Genomic DNA, 16,087 nt, shown 5'->3' on the forward strand with positions numbered 1-16,087 from the left:
CTGTTGGATAACGAGGCGTAAGCGAAATAACTTACATCATGCCAGTCACAATACCTGCCGCGACAAAGAACACAATCATCCAAAGCACCGACAAGTTAAGTTTCTTATGTAAGTAGAAGCCAGCTATCACGAGAGCGATGTCAATTGGGGCAACCACTGCACTGCTGAATACTGGTTGGTAAAGTGCAGCTAATAGCAAGCCAACGACCGATGCGTTTACGCCGTTGATTGCGCCTGACACTGCAGGTTTACCAGCCAGCGCTTGCCAGTTCTTTAGCACGCCAAGCAGCAATAAGAAGCCCGGTAAGAATACACCCAATGTTGCGACCAACGCGCCTAGGATAGGTGCATCAGACAGCTCGTAACCAATGTAAGTCGCGAAGGTAAACATCGGTCCCGGTACTGCTTGCGCTGCGGCGTAGCCCGTTAGAAACGCGTCTTGGCTGAGTTGATCGCCAACAATGTTTTGCAGTAGCGGAAGTACCACGTGACCGCCACCGAACACTAAGCTACCCGCTTGGAAGAAATCGCTAAACAATCCAAGCATTGGCAGGGTGTGAGCCACAAACGGCAAACCAATCAGAAGTACCGCGAACAGTGCCAATGGTGCAATGGTTGGTTTAAAAGGTTCGGCAGGTGCTGAGGATTCTTTCTTTAGATATTGAGTACCAATCAAGCCCGCTACTACAAGTACCAGCATTTGAGTTGCGATGCTCGGTGCAACCAATAACGCAATTGCGGTTGCCACACACAAGCCGGCTGTTAGCTTGCTTTGACAGAAGTTTTTGTACATTCCCCAAGTTGCATCCGCCACCACAACGACCGCAAGCAACTTCAAGCCATGAACGATGTTTTGGAACAGCGCCGTATCGGTGATCTGGCTGCTTACCATCGCAAGCGCCAACATGATGATCACGGAAGGCATCGTGAAGCCGATAAATGCCATGCATGCGCCGCCTAGGCCTCCGCGTTTGTAACCCAGAGCAAAGCCAACTTGGCTAGAACCAGGGCCCGGCAAGAATTGGCTCAAAGCCACGATCTGTGCGTATTCGCTGTCATCAATCCATTTGAGCTTTTCAACGAACGTTTGGCGGAAGTAACCGATGTGCGCCGCAGGGCCACCGAAACTGATCCAACCAAGCCAAAAAAAGGTTTTAAAAATGGTAAACATGTTGAGCCTGTTAAATCTCCAATAAAACTGCATCTACTGTAAGAAATGTACTAAGATGACTCAAATTAATAGTTTTAATTTCATCTATGAATGAAATGGGACGAGGTTTGTTCTGTGAAAGATGACATCCAGTGGCGCAATATCGACTTAAATCTGTTGGTGACCTTTTCTTACCTATATCGCTATCGCAGTGTGAGTTTGGCGGCCGAGAAAAGCTTTGTCAGTCAGTCTGCCATGAGCCACAGCTTGTCGCGTTTGCGCGTGTTGTTTGATGACCCATTGTTTGAGCGTAAAGGCCATAAGATGGACCCAACCGAGCACGCGCATTATATTGCGCCGACGGTGCATCATTTATTGGACTCGATTGCCAAAGACTTACTGACGAAGTCCGCTTTCCTGCCAGAAAACTACGCCGGCGTGTGTCGCATCGGTTTAACCGACTACGCCGAATTCATCTTCGCCCCACTGCTTTATGATGAAATCCGTAAGCGTGCGCCAGAAGCCCAAATCAGCTTTATTAACGTCAACCGCAGCAATTACGTAGCGATCACGGAACACGATAAGTTAGATGTCATCATCGGCAGTATGCCTGTGCTCGACGATAACTTTGAGAGCCAGTATCTCTACACAGAAAAGCACGTATGTCTGTGTGATAAGCGAGTACTGAAAGGTGAAACACAATTGTCGATTCACGCTTTTGCCAATATTGAACAAGCCCTAGTGAGCCCTGATGGCAGCTTGAGTACACAAGTAGACAAAAAGCTTGCTGAACATGGCTTGAGCCGAAAAGTCACCGTTGCCTCACGTAACTTCCTGACGATTCGAAACTTGCTTAAACAGCGAGAGTTGGTTGCGATTGTGCCGGAGAAAATGGCGCAAGCGGAAGGGTTCTCGGACGACTTAGTGAGTGTGCAGCCGCCGATTGCGGTGGCGGATTTTGATATCGCTATGTTGTGGCATACCAGCCGCAATAACGAGGATAAAGGGATTTGGCTGCGTCAGCTGGTGGCAGAATTGATTACAGGTAATTGATCTTATAAGGGCACCACGAGGGTGCCCTTTAAGTAACCGAGCTATAGGTCGTTTATACTTGCGTTACTGGCTCTTGTGCCTTTTCTTGCGTTGCTTGTTGTTTGATAGCTTGCTTCTTTTCAAAGCGAGAGATCCACCACCAAGCCAGAGCAGAGAAGACGGCAGTCATAAACACGTTGATGAAGAACGCACGTACCAAATCAACACCTGTTGGGAATGCCGATGCGGTCATGCTCACCACGAAGATTACAATCAATACCGACACCACACTCATGCCCACTTTGCGTGAACCCATACGGAAGTCGCGCGGTGTATCGTCGTGTTTTAGACGGAATACAAAGTACGCAATCATGATGAAGATTGGCGGTAGCATCGCCGTACCTGCGGTTAGGTTGATCGCTTGGTTCATCATGTCTTGCACGGATTCTGAACCAAAGCCGTTAACGATCAGCATCACCACAACGAATGCGAATTGCCACCATGCTGCACGCACTGGTACACCGTGTTCGTTTAGCTCTGTGGTTTTCTCGCCGTATACACCTTTTGGAATTTCAGAGAAGTGAATTTTTACTGGTGCTGCAGTCCACATCATCATTGAGCCAAACATCGCGATGAACAAGATGATGCCAACGAAGCGTCCAACCAATACTGTTGAAATGTCGAAGTATTGCGCCATACCAGTAAAGATTTCTACCATGCCGCCTGCGTATGTTAGGTCTTCACGCGGAACGAACACGTTCACCAAAAGTGAGCCAATAGCGTACATCGCACCAATCAAGACGCCCGCCATGATGATCACTTTGATGAAGGCTTTTTGGCCGCCTTTGACATCTTTCAAGTAAGCCGCTGCGGTTTCTGCACCACCTGCTGCTTGGAAGATCCAACACATAATGCCTAGCGTTGCCCAGTTAATGGTTGGGCTCATTGCTTCTAGTGTGATTGGTTCTGCTGGCGTGTAAGTGTCGCCGCCCAGAGCCATTAGCGCGCCGAGAGCGTAAATACCGAATAGGGCAAACACACCGTAAGCAACCAGCTCAGAAATTTTGCCCAACCAAGATGCGCCTTTGGTTGATATGTGGGTCGCCGCTGCGAACAGAACAATCGAGATCACCGATGTCACCATTGGTGAGAAGGTGTATTCGTAACCAAGCATCGCGTAAGACGCGTAAGCAATCACGTTTGGTAGCAGAGACACAAACCAAAATAGGTTCACGAACCAGTATAGGAACGAACCTAGGTAAGCGGCTTTAGAGCCAAGCGGTTGTTTAAGCCAGTCGTACATACCTGACTCAGAGTTTTTGTTCGCCGAAACGAACTCAGCAATGATGAATACAAATGGAATGAAGTAAACGATCGTCGCGAAAAGGAAGATAGGAGCAGAGCTAAGGCCAAGCTCAATGTTGTTGTTCACGATGTTACGGACGTTAAATACCGCCGCAAATGTCATCGACAGCAAGGCGAATTTGCCAATGGTGCCGCGCATAGATTCAGACATAGAGTCCTCCGATGAATCACGTCAATTCCCTTCGTAACTCAGTGATAGTGCTATTGACCGTTTTATCATCCTTGGGCGAATACTATTCGTTATCGCGTTGGATTGCTGAGGTCTACAACTGATCTGTGATCTGAATTACTTTGGGTTTATTTAATTATTTTGTTGTTAGGCCAGACGCGTTGTCTGGCCTTGCCTGTAAGCCGTTATTTATTTAGGAAATAGCCATCTTCGATGGTCACTTTGAGCACCACTTTTCTTACTCGGTTGTCACCGTGGAAGCGGTACGCTTTATCGTTATCAAAAATTGCAACTTGGCCTTCGCAAAGCTCACGAGTCTCACCTTGACCGGAGAGAAATTCGCGGTCAGTTTCATCTCGATATGCTTGCTCTAGGCGTAAATCGGATTTGTCGGCGAACTCCACCGTTTCGCGACCTTCTAGGTAGTAATGCACATCGAAGTAGCGGCGGTTCCCTTCAAACAGTTCGGTTTGTTTTGTGCCGTCTTCAATCATGTAAACCAAAGAGTCACCAATCGAATACATCACGCCGTCTTTGATGTTGGCGATGTTCTCAATCGCTTCCACGCAGCGGTTCCATTTACGACCGTCGCGGTACACGACTTTGAATTGTTCTAAGTTGTCTAACACGATCATGGATTACGCCTCGTTTGCTGTTTGAGTATTAGGTTGAGTGAAGAACGCATTGTCGAAATCATGGTTTGCCATGGCCTGTGCACTGCAATCGCCCGCTTGAAGTGGCATCAGTGTTAGCCCATAGCGGAACTGGTCCATGTACACGCGGTATGAATCAAGCACTTCGCTGCCCCATGAGTTCGAGCCCAATCCCATCACTTGATGGTCAAGGTTGAGCGTGATGTAGCCGCTCTTTTCTAGCTCAATGGTGTGTTGCGCTTCGTGCAGGTTTTGGTTGGTGTAGAACCAAGCGCTGAAGTTGATTTCTTGCTGTGGTTTCACCAACAAACCCGTGCCGTGGCGATTCGTCAGTGATGCCCAACGAACGTGTTGGCGGTTGCCGTTGTTTTGTGGGAACGGGTAGTTCTCAAACATGTCGGCTACTGTGCTGTGGTAGACATCAATCAAGTTCGCTTGGCGGCTGTCCTGGTAGTTTTCTTCAGGGCCACGACCGTAGTAACTCACTTGGTCAAAGTTGCCATTGATGCCCAAATCCAAGCCAATTACAGGGATAACGTGCGGGTAATCGCCATAGCGCTCACCGCTCAGTTCCACATTCAAATGACCTTGTGCGTTGATTTGGTAGCGGTAGGTACAGCGCATGCCAAAATCGAACACCGGTGGTGCAATGATGCTGGTGGTCGTGATCGAAACCGATTCATCCGTTGCTTCGACTTGTAGTGTGCGGAAGTGCTCTTGCATGATTTGTAAGTGCGCTGGGTGCCACAAACCTTCGTACTCTTGTTTGTGGTTATCAATCATTGGCTTGAAGAAGTTCAGTCTAGGTTCTGATTGAATCAGCTCTTCACCGTTGACGCGCCAAGAGGTCAGCTTGCCGTTGACTTTAGAGAAGGTCAGAGTGAAGTTGTGGCCTTCAATCACATGTTCCAAGCGGCTTTCTGAGGTGATTAACGCTTGTGCATTGTGGCTAACAAATTCGGCTTCGCTTGCTGTGTTCTCTTTCAGTTGGAATTGGTACACCGCGATGTCGTGGTTCGCTTCGCTGTACAAAGTGCGGCTGTCTTTACGCACGGTGAAGTTGATAAAGGCTTCGCGTTCGTCCAGCTCTGGCAGGTTAATTGTGATTTCACGCGCGCTGTTTGCAGCAAGTTCTTCGACCTTAAACTGCACGCTGCGCAGCGTTTCACCTTCCGATCGGATATCCGCTGTGATGGTGTAATCATCAAGGTTGGTAAACCACAATTTGTTCTCTACGGTGAAGGTGTTTGTCGTACCTTCTACGGCTTGAATTTTCACTGGAGCGATGACTTGTTTGTACTCTTTCAAGCCCGGTCCTGGTGTTTGGTCTGGGTAAATCAAACCATCCATACAGAAGTTGTAGTTATTCGGGTAATCGCCGTAATCACCGCCGTATTTGTAAAACTCTTGGCCGTTTTCATCATGTGCTAATACGCCGTGATCACACCATTCCCATACGTAGTGACCTTGAATGTGGTCGTGCGCATAGAACACGTTTTGGTATTCCGTTAGACCGCCAGGGCCATTACCCATTGCGTGTGCGTATTCACAAATGATGCGTGGTTTCTCGTGTGGGTGCTCCCCAAAGTGATTCATGAGCTGCGCACGTGAGTACATGGTAGAAATTACGTCGACGACTTCTGCATCGCGGTCTTCTTCGTAATGCACCAAACGGGTGTCATCAATCGCTTTGGTTGCGTCGTACATTGCGCGGATGTTGCAGCCGTAACCGGACTCGTTACCTAGTGACCACATGATGATGGAAGGGTGGTTCTTTTGGGCGTGAACGTGGCGTTCTGCGCGGTCTACAAACACACTTTCCCATGCAGCGTCGTTGGTGATGCGGCTTAGATCGCCAACGTTCGCGAAGCCGTGGGTTTCTACGTCGGTTTCTGCCATTACGAACAAACCGTAAATGTCACACAGTTCGTAGAAGCGTGGGTCGTTAGGGTAGTGCGCGGTGCGAACTGAGTTGATGTTGTGTTGCTTCATCAAGATCAGATCTTTCTCGATGCGCTCCATGCCGACTGCACGACCTTTTAGGTGGTCGTTATCGTGGCGGTTCACACCGTGCAGCATCACGTATTGGTTGTTGATGTAGAACAGACCATCACGCACTTTGATGTCGCGGAAGCCAACGCGCTGTGGGATCACCTCAATCGCATTGCCTTGTGCATCTTTCAGTGTGATGAACAGTTGGTATAGGTATGGATTTTCCGCTGTCCAATGGGTTGGGTTCACTACATCAATGGCAAAGCTTGTTTGGCTGTTGTCTTGGATAGTCAGTGCATCACATTGACCACTAGCAATCACTTTACCTTTGTCTTGTAGTGCGTATTCCAGCGTGTAACCAGACGCAGCCGTAGTAGACAGGTTTTCTAGCTCAATTTGGCAGCTTAAAGTGGCACTTTGGTAATCGTCGGCGAAATCAGTACGAACAGTCAGATCTTGGACGTGAACGTGCTCTTTTCCCACAAGGTAAACATCACGGAAGATACCCGCCGTCCACCACATATCTTGGTCTTCAATGTAAGTCGAATCTGCCCATTGCATGACGCGCACAGACAATAAGTTCTCACCTTGTTGAACGTAAGAAGAAATGTCGAACTCAGCAGTTAAGCGACTGCCTTTGCTAAAGCCAACGTAATGACCGTTTACGTAAACTTCGAAGTAAGTTTCAACGCCATCAAATTTGATGATGGTTTGTTTGTTGTCCCATTGCTGGCCAAGCGTGAAAGTGCGTTGGTATGCGCCAGTTGGGTTGTCGGTTGGGACAAACGGGACGTCGATAGGGAATGGGAAACCTTCGTCAGTGTATTGAAGGTCACCGTGGCCTTCCATTTGCCACATGTTCGGAACGGTAATGCGTCCCCAGTCTTCCATTTTTTGAGAGTAAAACGCTTCAGGTACCAAAAGCGGGTTAGTGAAGTAGTTGAATGTCCATTGACCACTCAGCAGTTTAAAGCGGCTGCTCAGCTCGCGTTGGAACGTTTGTGCGTTTTTAACTGAATCGTATGAGAAGAAGTAAGCACGTGGTGCCATACGGTTCTCATGTAGGTGAAGGAAGTTTTCCCAGTTGTTCACGTTTGTTCTCCCCTCGGCTTAGTTTGGTCATTTCGGCGCGGTATCGTCAGCGTCGAATATGCCCAAAAGAAATGCAGCCGATGTATTGTGAAAAGGCTTATGAGTTATCTGGGAAAGATATTAGTAAAAGTTTTACTAAAATAAATTGGTGAAAACGTTTAACTTTAACTCGATCACGTTTTAATACGTGATTGGTGAGCAAGATGTGATCAGGGTAAAGGAATAGCATCCCAAGCTTATTTGCTGGGTAAAACGAGTAAAAAATGACGGGAATTTAGATAAGGGAAATAAAAAAGCACTGAGGATTCAGTGCTTTATAAAATAAGAATGAAGTGGGAGAACTACTTAGTCGTGCCGCGCAGTTTGAGTTTGCTTGGTACGTGAACTTGCAATGGCAGCGCACGGCCATCGCGGTATTTTTCTACCAATAAGTTTACCCCTTGTATGCCCATCATCTCTGAGTGAATTCGCACGGTAGAGAGCGGTGGGAAGGTAAAGCGCGCGGTTGGAATGTCATTCACGCTGATCAAGGCAATGTCTTGTGGAATGTTTAAACCGAACTCATGGATGGCACGTAAAACCCCAATCGCAATCGAGTCTGATGCGATAAAGAGTGCTGTCGGAAAGTCGCCTTTTGCCAACATCGCTTTGGCTAAGTCGTAACCCGATAGGCTAGAAAAATCGCCGCGGTAAATGTCGTTCTCTGATACAACACCTTTTAGGCTGCCGTATTCTACAAACGCGTTTTCACGAATGTCCGCTGTGTTGGGTTCGTCTTGTCCGCCAATGAAACCAATACGCTGATAACCTTGTTCGACAAAGAAGTCGACGACTTGCTTACTGATGCGAGCCAGATCGATATCAACACTGTCGTACACGCTGTCGCTGTCTGAAAAGTCGATATAACAAATGCTGTCTGCGAGGCGCTTAGGTAGTTTATTGATGATCGCTTTATCGGTTTTACCAACCAAAAGGATACCGGTGATCTTTTGCGTTTCGACATCGATGACGCTGTCGTAGCAGTTGGTTAATGTAATGCCCAATCTATCGCACTGGGTTTCAATTCCGTGACGAATCGACAGGTAGTAGGGGTCATTCACCTCTGCTTCTTGCTTGTAGTTATACAAAGCTAAAAAGTGGTGTTTTTGTTTCGCCTCTTTGGTGGCTTTTTTCGAACTGCTAGTGCGGTATTCCAGCTTTTCAGCAATCTCTAAGATGCGGTGTTTAGTTTCTTCTTTTACGCTCAGAGTCGGATCGTCATTCAACACGCGTGAGACGGTTGCAAGTGAGACGCCCGCTTCTGTAGCGATATCTTTTAGTGTTGCCATGTTCACTTCCCGTTGGCAAAGCTCACTGTCCCAGTGAGATAAGCAATAATCCCACCATTGTAAACAGCTACTTATGGATGCACAAATTTTTAGTAAAACTGTGCGAGGAGTGAAATGAAGCGATCACCGTGAGAAAGCGGAATTTTAGGCAAACAAAAGCCCGAACGGCTAGGACAATCCGTTCGGGCTTTGTTATTTATCATTACCACTTAACACGAGTGGTAAGGCGATAAGGTTAAACCTAAGACTTTTTACCTTTGGTTTTATCTGGGTCGACAAGCAAGTGATCAAACACATGGCGAATGAATGGTGCCCCGACTTTTGAACCACCGTTACCGTGCTCAATCACAACGGTCGCGACGTATTTTGGATGGTCGTACGGTGCGAACGCAGTGAACAACGCATGGTCAAGCAGGTGGCTTGCGAGCTTTTTCGAGTTGTAGACTTCGTCTTTACGCAAGCCAAATACCTGCGCCGTCCCCGATTTACCACCGCTGCTGTACTCTGCGCCCTTAAATGCGCGGCGGCCAGAACCATGTGCGCCATTGTTTACCAAGCGCATCGCGTTGATTGGAATGTCCCAGTATTTATCTGGCACACCTTCAATTGGCGGCAGATCTTTCGGTGCAACGTCGACTTGGTTTTCAAACTCTTCACCATGTTCAATCACGGCTTTAAGTAGGTGAGGTGCTTTCATTTCACCATGGTTAATAAGGAAAGACGTGGCTTTGGCGATCTGCATTGGCGTCGCTGTCCAATAGCCTTGGCCAATACCGATAGGCACAGTATCACCCTGATACCAAGGCGTGCGGTGGCGTGCGACTTTCCACTCGCGGGTCGGCATGTTCGCACTGCTCTCTTCATAAATATCGATACCGGTTGGCAAGCCAAAGCCGAACTTGTTCATCCATTTCGAGATGCGGTCGATGCCAAGGTCAAAGGCAGTTTGGTAGAAGAAAGAGTCCACGGATTCTTCAATCGCTTTGGTGACATCAACATTACCATGCCCCCAACGTTTCCAATCTCGCCATGCTTTTGAATTTGGTTTCGAGCCCGGAATACGCCAAGAACCGTGATCGTTACGCACCGTCGTTGGCGTAATCACATGTTCCTCAAGCCCCGCCACTGCCATGAATGGTTTCACGGTGGATGCCGGAGGGTAAACACCAAGCGTAGTGCGGTTTACCAAGGGATGAGCAGGATCGTTCAATAGTGATCGGTACGCTTTGCTGGAAATGCCGTTCACAAATGGGTTGGGGTCATAACTTGGACTAGATGCCATCGCGAGTACGCTGTTGTCTCGTGGGTCGAGTACCACAGCACTACCTTGACGATGGTCGAGCTCTTTGTAGACGTATTCTTGTAACTCGATATCAAGGTTTAGCACGATGTCTTTACCCGGAATCGGCGGTACGTATTTGATGGTACGAATGACACGGCCGCGGCTGTTTACTTCGACTTCTTCGTAGCCCTTGGTGCCATGGAGAAGGTCTTCGTAGTAGCGCTCAACGCCCAACTTGCCAATGTTTTGCGTTGCTTGATAGTTCTGCGCTTTGCCTTCTTCATCAAGGCGACGTAAATCTCGGTCGTTGATGTGCGAAACGTAGCCCAGTACGTGCGTCAGCTTTTCACCGTAAGGATAAAAACGCTTGAGGTCGGCAGTCACAAACACGCCATTAAACTCATGCTGATGAACAGAAAAGCGCGCGACTTGTTCGTCATTTAGCTCATTCATGATGGTGACAGAGCGAAAGCGACGAGTGTGCTTGTAGCGTTTTTTAAAAGCGTCTACTTGTTCTGGGGTGATGTCGACGTAATGGCGCAACTTTTCAATCAGAGCATCCGGATCGCCTGCTTGCTCTGGGATCATGTCAAGGTTGTAAACCGGGCGGTTCTCCGCCAGCAATACGCCATTTCGGTCGTAGATCAAGCCGCGTGTTGGCGCGATAGGCAGGATTTTGATTCGGTTGTCGTTAGAGCGAGTCTGATAATCTTTAAAGTGGTTAACCTGCAAGTTGTACAGGTTCGCGACCAATCCACCCAGCAAAATAACCATGCCGAGGAAGGCAACGATGGCACGGTTCTTAAACAACCGCACTTCTTGGTTGTGGTCTCGAAATTCGTTTCGCTTGCGTAGCATGAGGGCCCTTCAGATCTGTTTTTATTCTTTGCATGCCCCGATAAAAGGAAAAGACGCGATTCGAGTCTTGTTACAAAAGGTTACATTTGGGGCGGGGCTACTGTAGCGGGCTTTATCTCTCGTTTTGTAAGAGCAATGTCAGGTATCGATTGCGGAAAATCATCTTTCTGGTTTGCGTGAATCACCGTGTTTTTCTTACATTGTGTAAACGTTTATACATGTAAGTGTCATAAATCTTTCCCATTTTCCTGATCTAACCAAATTTTCTTTATTTTTATTGATTTTGAATCGTGGTGTAATTTTGTGGAAACGTTTACACTATTTTGAGTTTGATCACGGATCTGGATCGGTTTTGATTGGTAGACTTTTAGCCAGTTAAGAGATGAGCGAATTTGCTTGGTGATCAGGCTCAACCAATTTCCAAGCATCGAGCAGCAAAAGTGGAGAAGCAAAAGTGAAAGTTCTTGTCACAGGCGGTATGGGGTACATCGGCAGTCACACATGTGTCCAGATGATTGAAGCAGGTATGGAGCCAATCATTGTCGACAACTTGTGTAATGCCAAAGTGGAAGTGTTAAGCCGCATTGAAGCGCTAACCGGGAAGCAACCGGCTTTCTACCAAGGCGACATTCGCGATGAAGTCTTTTTGGACTCAGTATTTGCCAAGCATGACATTCAAGCTGTGATTCACTTTGCTGGCCTGAAAGCGGTGGGCGAATCTGTCGCGAAGCCATTGGAATACTACGACAACAATGTGAATGGCTCATTGGTGTTGGCGCGCAGCATGCGTAAGGCGGGCGTGAAAAGTATTGTATTTAGCTCATCGGCAACGGTTTACGGCGATCCTGACATTGTGCCGATTACGGAAGACTCGCCAACGGGGGCGACCACTAACCCATACGGTCGCAGCAAGTACATGGTGGAAGAGTGCTTGAGCGATTTGTTCAATGCAGAAAACGACTGGAGCGTGACTTTGCTGCGCTATTTCAACCCAGTTGGTGCGCATCCATCGGGCACCATGGGTGAAGACCCTCAGGGCATCCCGAACAACTTAATGCCGTTTATCGCGCAAGTGGCAGTAGGCCGCCGCGAAAAACTGTCGGTATTTGGCAATGACTACCCGACGCCGGATGGCACAGGCGTGCGTGATTACATCCACGTGATGGATTTGGCAGACGGCCATATCGCAGCGCTGAAATCGGTAGGTGAAAAAGCTGGCTTGCACATTTACAACCTAGGTACGGGCAAAGGCTCTAGCGTGCTTGAGATGGTAGAAGCGTTCGCAGCGGCTTGCGGTAACCCAGTGCCTTACGAACTTTGTCCTCGTCGCCCAGGTGACATTGCAGAATGCTGGGCAAGTACAGATAAAGCGGAGCGAGACCTTGGATGGAAAGCGACGCGCAGTGTTGCGGAAATGACAGCTGATACTTGGAAGTGGCAGTCAAATAACCCGCAAGGCTATTCCCCTGCGTAATTGAAGCTGAGCGTTGTTGCCTGCACTTTCCAATTCCAATCACATAGAAAACCTATGCGCATGGATATTGGAAAGCTTGCCGCCTAGCTGCAACTCCAATTTCATTGGGGAATGCAGATGAAAGAAATTTTAAAAGTTGAGTAAGTAAGATGTCGAATGTTGAATTTAACCCAGTGGATCACCCACACCGTCGTTACAACCTTCTAACGGGTCAGTGGATTTTGGTGTCACCGCATCGTGCAAAACGTCCTTGGAGTGGTGCTGACGAGAAACCTGCGATTGATGAGCTACCAAGCTACGACGAGAAGTGTTTCCTTTGCCCAACCAACGAGCGTATTTCTGGTGATGTAAACCCAGATTACCAAGGCACGTATGTGTTCCAAAATGACTTCGCAGCATTGATGGTGGACTCTCCAGATGCGCCTGAGTCAGATAACCCATTGTTCAAAACGCAAGGTGTACGCGGGTTGAGCCGAGTGATCTGTTTCTCGCCTGATCACAGCAAAACTTTGCCTGAGCTACCGGTCGACAAAATCCGTGGTGTGATTGACACGTGGAATGATCAAATCGAAGAGCTGGGTAAAGACTACGTTTGGGTTCAAGCATTCGAGAACAAGGGCGAGACTATGGGTTGTTCTCAGCCTCACCCACACGGTCAAATCTGGGCAAACAGCTTCTTGCCAAACGAAATCGAGCGCAAAGAACACAACTTAAAAGCGTACTACCAAGAGCATGGCAGCAACTTGCTAGTAGATTACGTGCAAGCTGAACTTAAAGATGGTTCACGCACCGTGGTTGAGACCGAACACTGGGTTGCTGTTGTTCCTTACTGGGCGGCGTGGCCATTCGAAACCATGCTACTTCCTAAAACGCACATTCGTCGAATGAGTGAGTTAACCGATGAGCAACGTGATGACCTTGCGGTTGCAATCAAAAAGCTAACTAGCCGTTACGACAACCTATTCCAATGCTCTTTCCCTTACTCAATGGGTTGGCATTACGCGCCGTTCTTTGAGGAAGGCACCGATATCGACCACTGGCAACTGCATGCGTTGTTCTATCCGCCACTGCTACGTAGTGCAACGGTTCGTAAGTTCATGGTTGGTTATGAAATGCTGGCAGAAAGCCAACGCGACCTAACCGCAGAACAAGCGGCGCAGCGTCTGCGTGACCTAAGCGATGTGCATTACAAAGAGCAATAACGCCTCAAAGTAGATTGATAACGAATAACGGGATAGCGCGACTTTACAGATAGAAAGTTAGGCTCAACGCGCTATCCCAATACCAAATTTATAATTTAAGAGAACGTCCCTATGTCTGATCTAATCCAAAATGTGAAAACCTCTTTTGAACAAGTGCTGGGTTACGCGCCAAGCCACATTATTCAAGCCCCTGGTCGTGTAAACCTGATTGGTGAGCACACTGATTACAATGACGGTTTTGTACTGCCATGTGCGATCAACTACCAAACCGTTGTGGCGGCAGCGAAGCGTGAAGACAACCTAGTACGCGTGGTTTCTGTGGATTACGGCAACGCCGTTGATGAATTCGACATCACGCAAGAAATCACATTCCAACAAGACAAAATGTGGGCGAACTACATTCGCGGTGTGGTGAAGTGTCTTCTTGCTCGTGGTTACCAATTCTCTGGTGCGGATATTTCTGTTAGCGGTAACGTGCCTCAAGGTGCGGGTTTAAGCTCGTCGGCAGCGTTGGAAGTGGTGATTGGTCAAACGTTCAAAGTGCTGTTCAATCTAGAAATCAGCCAAGCGGAAATCGCGCTAAACGGCCAGCAAGCAGAGAACGAATTCGTTGGTTGTAACTGCGGCATTATGGACCAAATGATTTCGGCAGAAGGTCGTGAAAACCACGCGATGCTGTTGGACTGTCGTAGCCTAGAAACTGAAGCGGTATCAATGCCTGAAGACATGGCCGTGGTGATCATCAACTCAAACAAAAAACGTGGCTTGGTAGACAGTGAATACAACACGCGCCGTGAGCAGTGTGAAGAAGCGGCGCGCATTTTCGGTGTGAAAGCACTGCGTGATGTGACCATTGAACAGTTCAACGAGAAAGTCTCTGAGCTAGACGAAATGGTCGCAAAACGTGCTCGTCACGTAATCACAGAAAACGACCGCACGGTAGAAGCGGCGCAAGCACTTCGCGCGCACGACATGAAGCGTATGGGTGAACTGATGGCTGAGTCTCATGCTTCCATGCGTGATGATTTCGAAATCACAGTCAAAGAAATCGATACGTTAGTTGAGATGGTGAAAGAAGTGATTGGCGAGCAAGGCGGCGTGCGCATGACAGGCGGTGGCTTTGGTGGTTGTATCGTTGCAATTGTACCGCCAGCATTGGTTGACGAAGTGAAAGCAACGGTAGAAGCGAAGTACCAAGCAGCAACGGGCCTAAAAGAATCCATCTACGTGTGCCAAGCGAAAAACGGCGCTGGTTTAGTCGAAGTACTTTAAGTGAAAAATTGCTTTAAGTTCAAAGTGCTTTAAGACGCAGTAGGAGCGAGAGATGACTGAGCCATTAACTATCACGATGACACAGCAGGCCGCCTTTGATGGCGCGCCTGCCAACGTGGTCGAACTGAAAAATAACACAGGCATGAGCGTTACCTTTATGGATATTGGCGCGACATGGCTGAGTTGTCGTTTACCTTTGGCGAATGGGGAGTTGCGTGAAGTGCTTCTCGGAGTGGGGACGATGGGGAGTTTCATGCAGCAACAGTGTTACATGGGTGTCACTGTTGGTCGCTACGCAAACCGCATCGCCAATGGTCTTTTTGAAGTGAATGGCGAAGTATTTCAAGTGTCTACTAACCAAGCGGGCAACTGTCTGCATGGTGGTGAAGTAGGTTTTGATAAACGTCGTTGGAAGATTGAGTCTCACTCGAATCAGCAAGTGACGTTCTCGCTGTTGTCTGAAGATGGAGACCAAGGTTTTCCGGGTAATCTAGAAGTGCAAGTGACGTATACGCTGACTGATGATAACCAAGTGAGCATTGAGTACTTCGCTAAGACAGATAAAGCAACACCGATAAACTTGACCAACCATGCCTACTTCAATTTGTTGGGGGCAGAAGCTGACTTAGATTGTCGTTCGCATCGCTTAACCATCGTTGCAAGCCAATACTTACCAACCTCTGAGGTCGGTATTCCTATGGGTGAATTGCAAGATGTGAAAGGCACTGGATTTGACTTTAGATGTGAAAAACCAGTTTCAGAACACTTCTTACAAGATGAACAGCAGATTGCCGCCAAAGGGTATGATCATAGCTACCTATTTGATGCTCATCGCGATGTCTCAAAACCGGTTGCGCTGGTGGTTTCTCCAGATGAAAAAGTGCACCTGTCAGTGGTAACAAACAAGCCTGCGATGCAATTGTACACGGGCAACTGGTTAGCTGGCGCACCAAATCGCCGTGGCGGTGAATATAACGATTACGCGGGTCTGGCGTTAGAAACGCAGTTTTTACCAGATTCGCCAAACCATGCTGAGTGGGCGCAGCCAAGCTGTATTTTTGAGCCTGAACAAGAGTACCGCTTCTGCACCACTTATCAGTTTGCTTTCTAGGTAAACTGAGCATTTTCGAGCTTTTGGGTTACTGTAGGCTTTTTGCTCACAGTAGGTCAAAAGCTCATCGAAAGTTGGCAAAATAACGCTCTCTACAAACACCCCAA

Annotated in this window: 11 protein-coding genes; 5 read left to right on the top strand and 6 right to left on the bottom strand. The window is 48.0% G+C overall.

Features of this window, described 5'->3' with window-relative positions; all coding sequences use genetic code 11:
• Positions 1-31: 31 nt before the first annotated feature.
• Entirely contained in the window at positions 32-1,171 is a 1,140-nt protein-coding gene (gene chrA / locus KHO06_RS04505) for a chromate efflux transporter (protein ID WP_212582151.1), read from the bottom strand.
• Positions 1,172-1,261: 90 nt separating this feature from the next.
• On the opposite strand from chrA, the gene KHO06_RS04510 reads away from it, so the two are divergent.
• Positions 1,262-2,203, top strand: a complete 942-nt coding sequence (locus KHO06_RS04510; protein WP_212582152.1) for a LysR family transcriptional regulator — start codon at positions 1,262-1,264, stop codon at positions 2,201-2,203.
• A 52-nt stretch (positions 2,204-2,255) separates the two neighbouring features.
• Here the strand turns inward: KHO06_RS04510 and KHO06_RS04515 are convergent, their stop codons facing one another.
• The 5 genes from KHO06_RS04515 to mrdA form a co-directional block, all read right to left on the bottom strand.
• Complete coding sequence (locus KHO06_RS04515) at positions 2,256-3,698, bottom strand: amino acid permease (protein WP_212582153.1); 1,443 nt, start codon at positions 3,696-3,698, stop codon at positions 2,256-2,258.
• A 203-nt stretch (positions 3,699-3,901) separates the two neighbouring features.
• Positions 3,902-4,351: a beta-galactosidase subunit beta gene (locus KHO06_RS04520; RefSeq protein ID WP_038894225.1), complete on the bottom strand. Its 450-nt coding sequence runs from the start codon at positions 4,349-4,351 to the stop codon at positions 3,902-3,904.
• 3 nt (positions 4,352-4,354) lie between these two features.
• Positions 4,355-7,453, bottom strand: coding sequence for a beta-galactosidase subunit alpha (gene ebgA / locus KHO06_RS04525; RefSeq protein ID WP_212582154.1), 3,099 nt, complete (start codon positions 7,451-7,453; stop codon positions 4,355-4,357).
• 341 nt (positions 7,454-7,794) lie between these two features.
• A complete protein-coding gene (gene ebgR, locus KHO06_RS04530; RefSeq protein ID WP_005427451.1) occupies positions 7,795-8,781 on the bottom strand; it encodes a transcriptional regulator EbgR in 987 nt (328 codons plus the stop codon).
• A 241-nt stretch (positions 8,782-9,022) separates the two neighbouring features.
• Complete coding sequence (mrdA, locus tag KHO06_RS04535; RefSeq protein ID WP_005427423.1) at positions 9,023-10,921, bottom strand: penicillin-binding protein 2; 1,899 nt, start codon at positions 10,919-10,921, stop codon at positions 9,023-9,025.
• A 454-nt stretch (positions 10,922-11,375) separates the two neighbouring features.
• Here mrdA and galE point away from each other — a divergent pair, with 454 nt between their 5' ends.
• The 4 genes from galE (at position 11,376) to galM (ending at position 15,980) form a co-directional block, all read left to right on the top strand.
• Complete coding sequence (gene galE, locus KHO06_RS04540; RefSeq protein WP_212582155.1) at positions 11,376-12,395, top strand: UDP-glucose 4-epimerase GalE; 1,020 nt, start codon at positions 11,376-11,378, stop codon at positions 12,393-12,395.
• Positions 12,396-12,544: 149 nt separating this feature from the next.
• Positions 12,545-13,597, top strand: a complete 1,053-nt coding sequence (locus KHO06_RS04545; protein WP_212582156.1) for a UDP-glucose--hexose-1-phosphate uridylyltransferase — start codon at positions 12,545-12,547, stop codon at positions 13,595-13,597.
• 111 nt (positions 13,598-13,708) lie between these two features.
• A complete protein-coding gene (galK, locus tag KHO06_RS04550; RefSeq protein ID WP_012128763.1) occupies positions 13,709-14,869 on the top strand; it encodes a galactokinase in 1,161 nt (386 codons plus the stop codon).
• A gap of 52 nt (positions 14,870-14,921) precedes the next feature.
• A complete protein-coding gene (galM, locus tag KHO06_RS04555; protein ID WP_212582157.1) occupies positions 14,922-15,980 on the top strand; it encodes a galactose-1-epimerase in 1,059 nt (352 codons plus the stop codon).
• The last annotated feature ends 107 nt before the right edge of the window (positions 15,981-16,087 follow it).

It is taken from the genome of Vibrio sp. B1FIG11, from assembly GCF_905175335.1.
GTDB lineage: Bacteria > Pseudomonadota > Gammaproteobacteria > Enterobacterales > Vibrionaceae > Vibrio > Vibrio campbellii.

Excerpts from the sequence above, each read along its gene's own strand:
- KHO06_RS04515 (WP_212582153.1), bottom strand. The coding sequence starts at position 3,698 with ATGTCTGAATCTATGCGCGGCACCATTGGCAAATTCGCCTTGCTGTCG.
- chrA (WP_212582151.1), bottom strand. The coding sequence starts at position 1,171 with ATGTTTACCATTTTTAAAACCTTTTTTTGGCTTGGTTGGATCAGTTTC.
- galK (WP_012128763.1), top strand. The coding sequence starts at position 13,709 with ATGTCTGATCTAATCCAAAATGTGAAAACCTCTTTTGAACAAGTGCTG.
- KHO06_RS04545 (WP_212582156.1), top strand. The coding sequence starts at position 12,545 with ATGTCGAATGTTGAATTTAACCCAGTGGATCACCCACACCGTCGTTAC.
- ebgR (WP_005427451.1), bottom strand. The coding sequence starts at position 8,781 with ATGGCAACACTAAAAGATATCGCTACAGAAGCGGGCGTCTCACTTGCA.
- KHO06_RS04510 (WP_212582152.1), top strand. The coding sequence starts at position 1,262 with ATGAAATGGGACGAGGTTTGTTCTGTGAAAGATGACATCCAGTGGCGC.
- mrdA (WP_005427423.1), bottom strand. The coding sequence starts at position 10,921 with ATGCTACGCAAGCGAAACGAATTTCGAGACCACAACCAAGAAGTGCGG.
- KHO06_RS04520 (WP_038894225.1), bottom strand. The coding sequence starts at position 4,351 with ATGATCGTGTTAGACAACTTAGAACAATTCAAAGTCGTGTACCGCGAC.
- galM (WP_212582157.1), top strand. The coding sequence starts at position 14,922 with ATGACTGAGCCATTAACTATCACGATGACACAGCAGGCCGCCTTTGAT.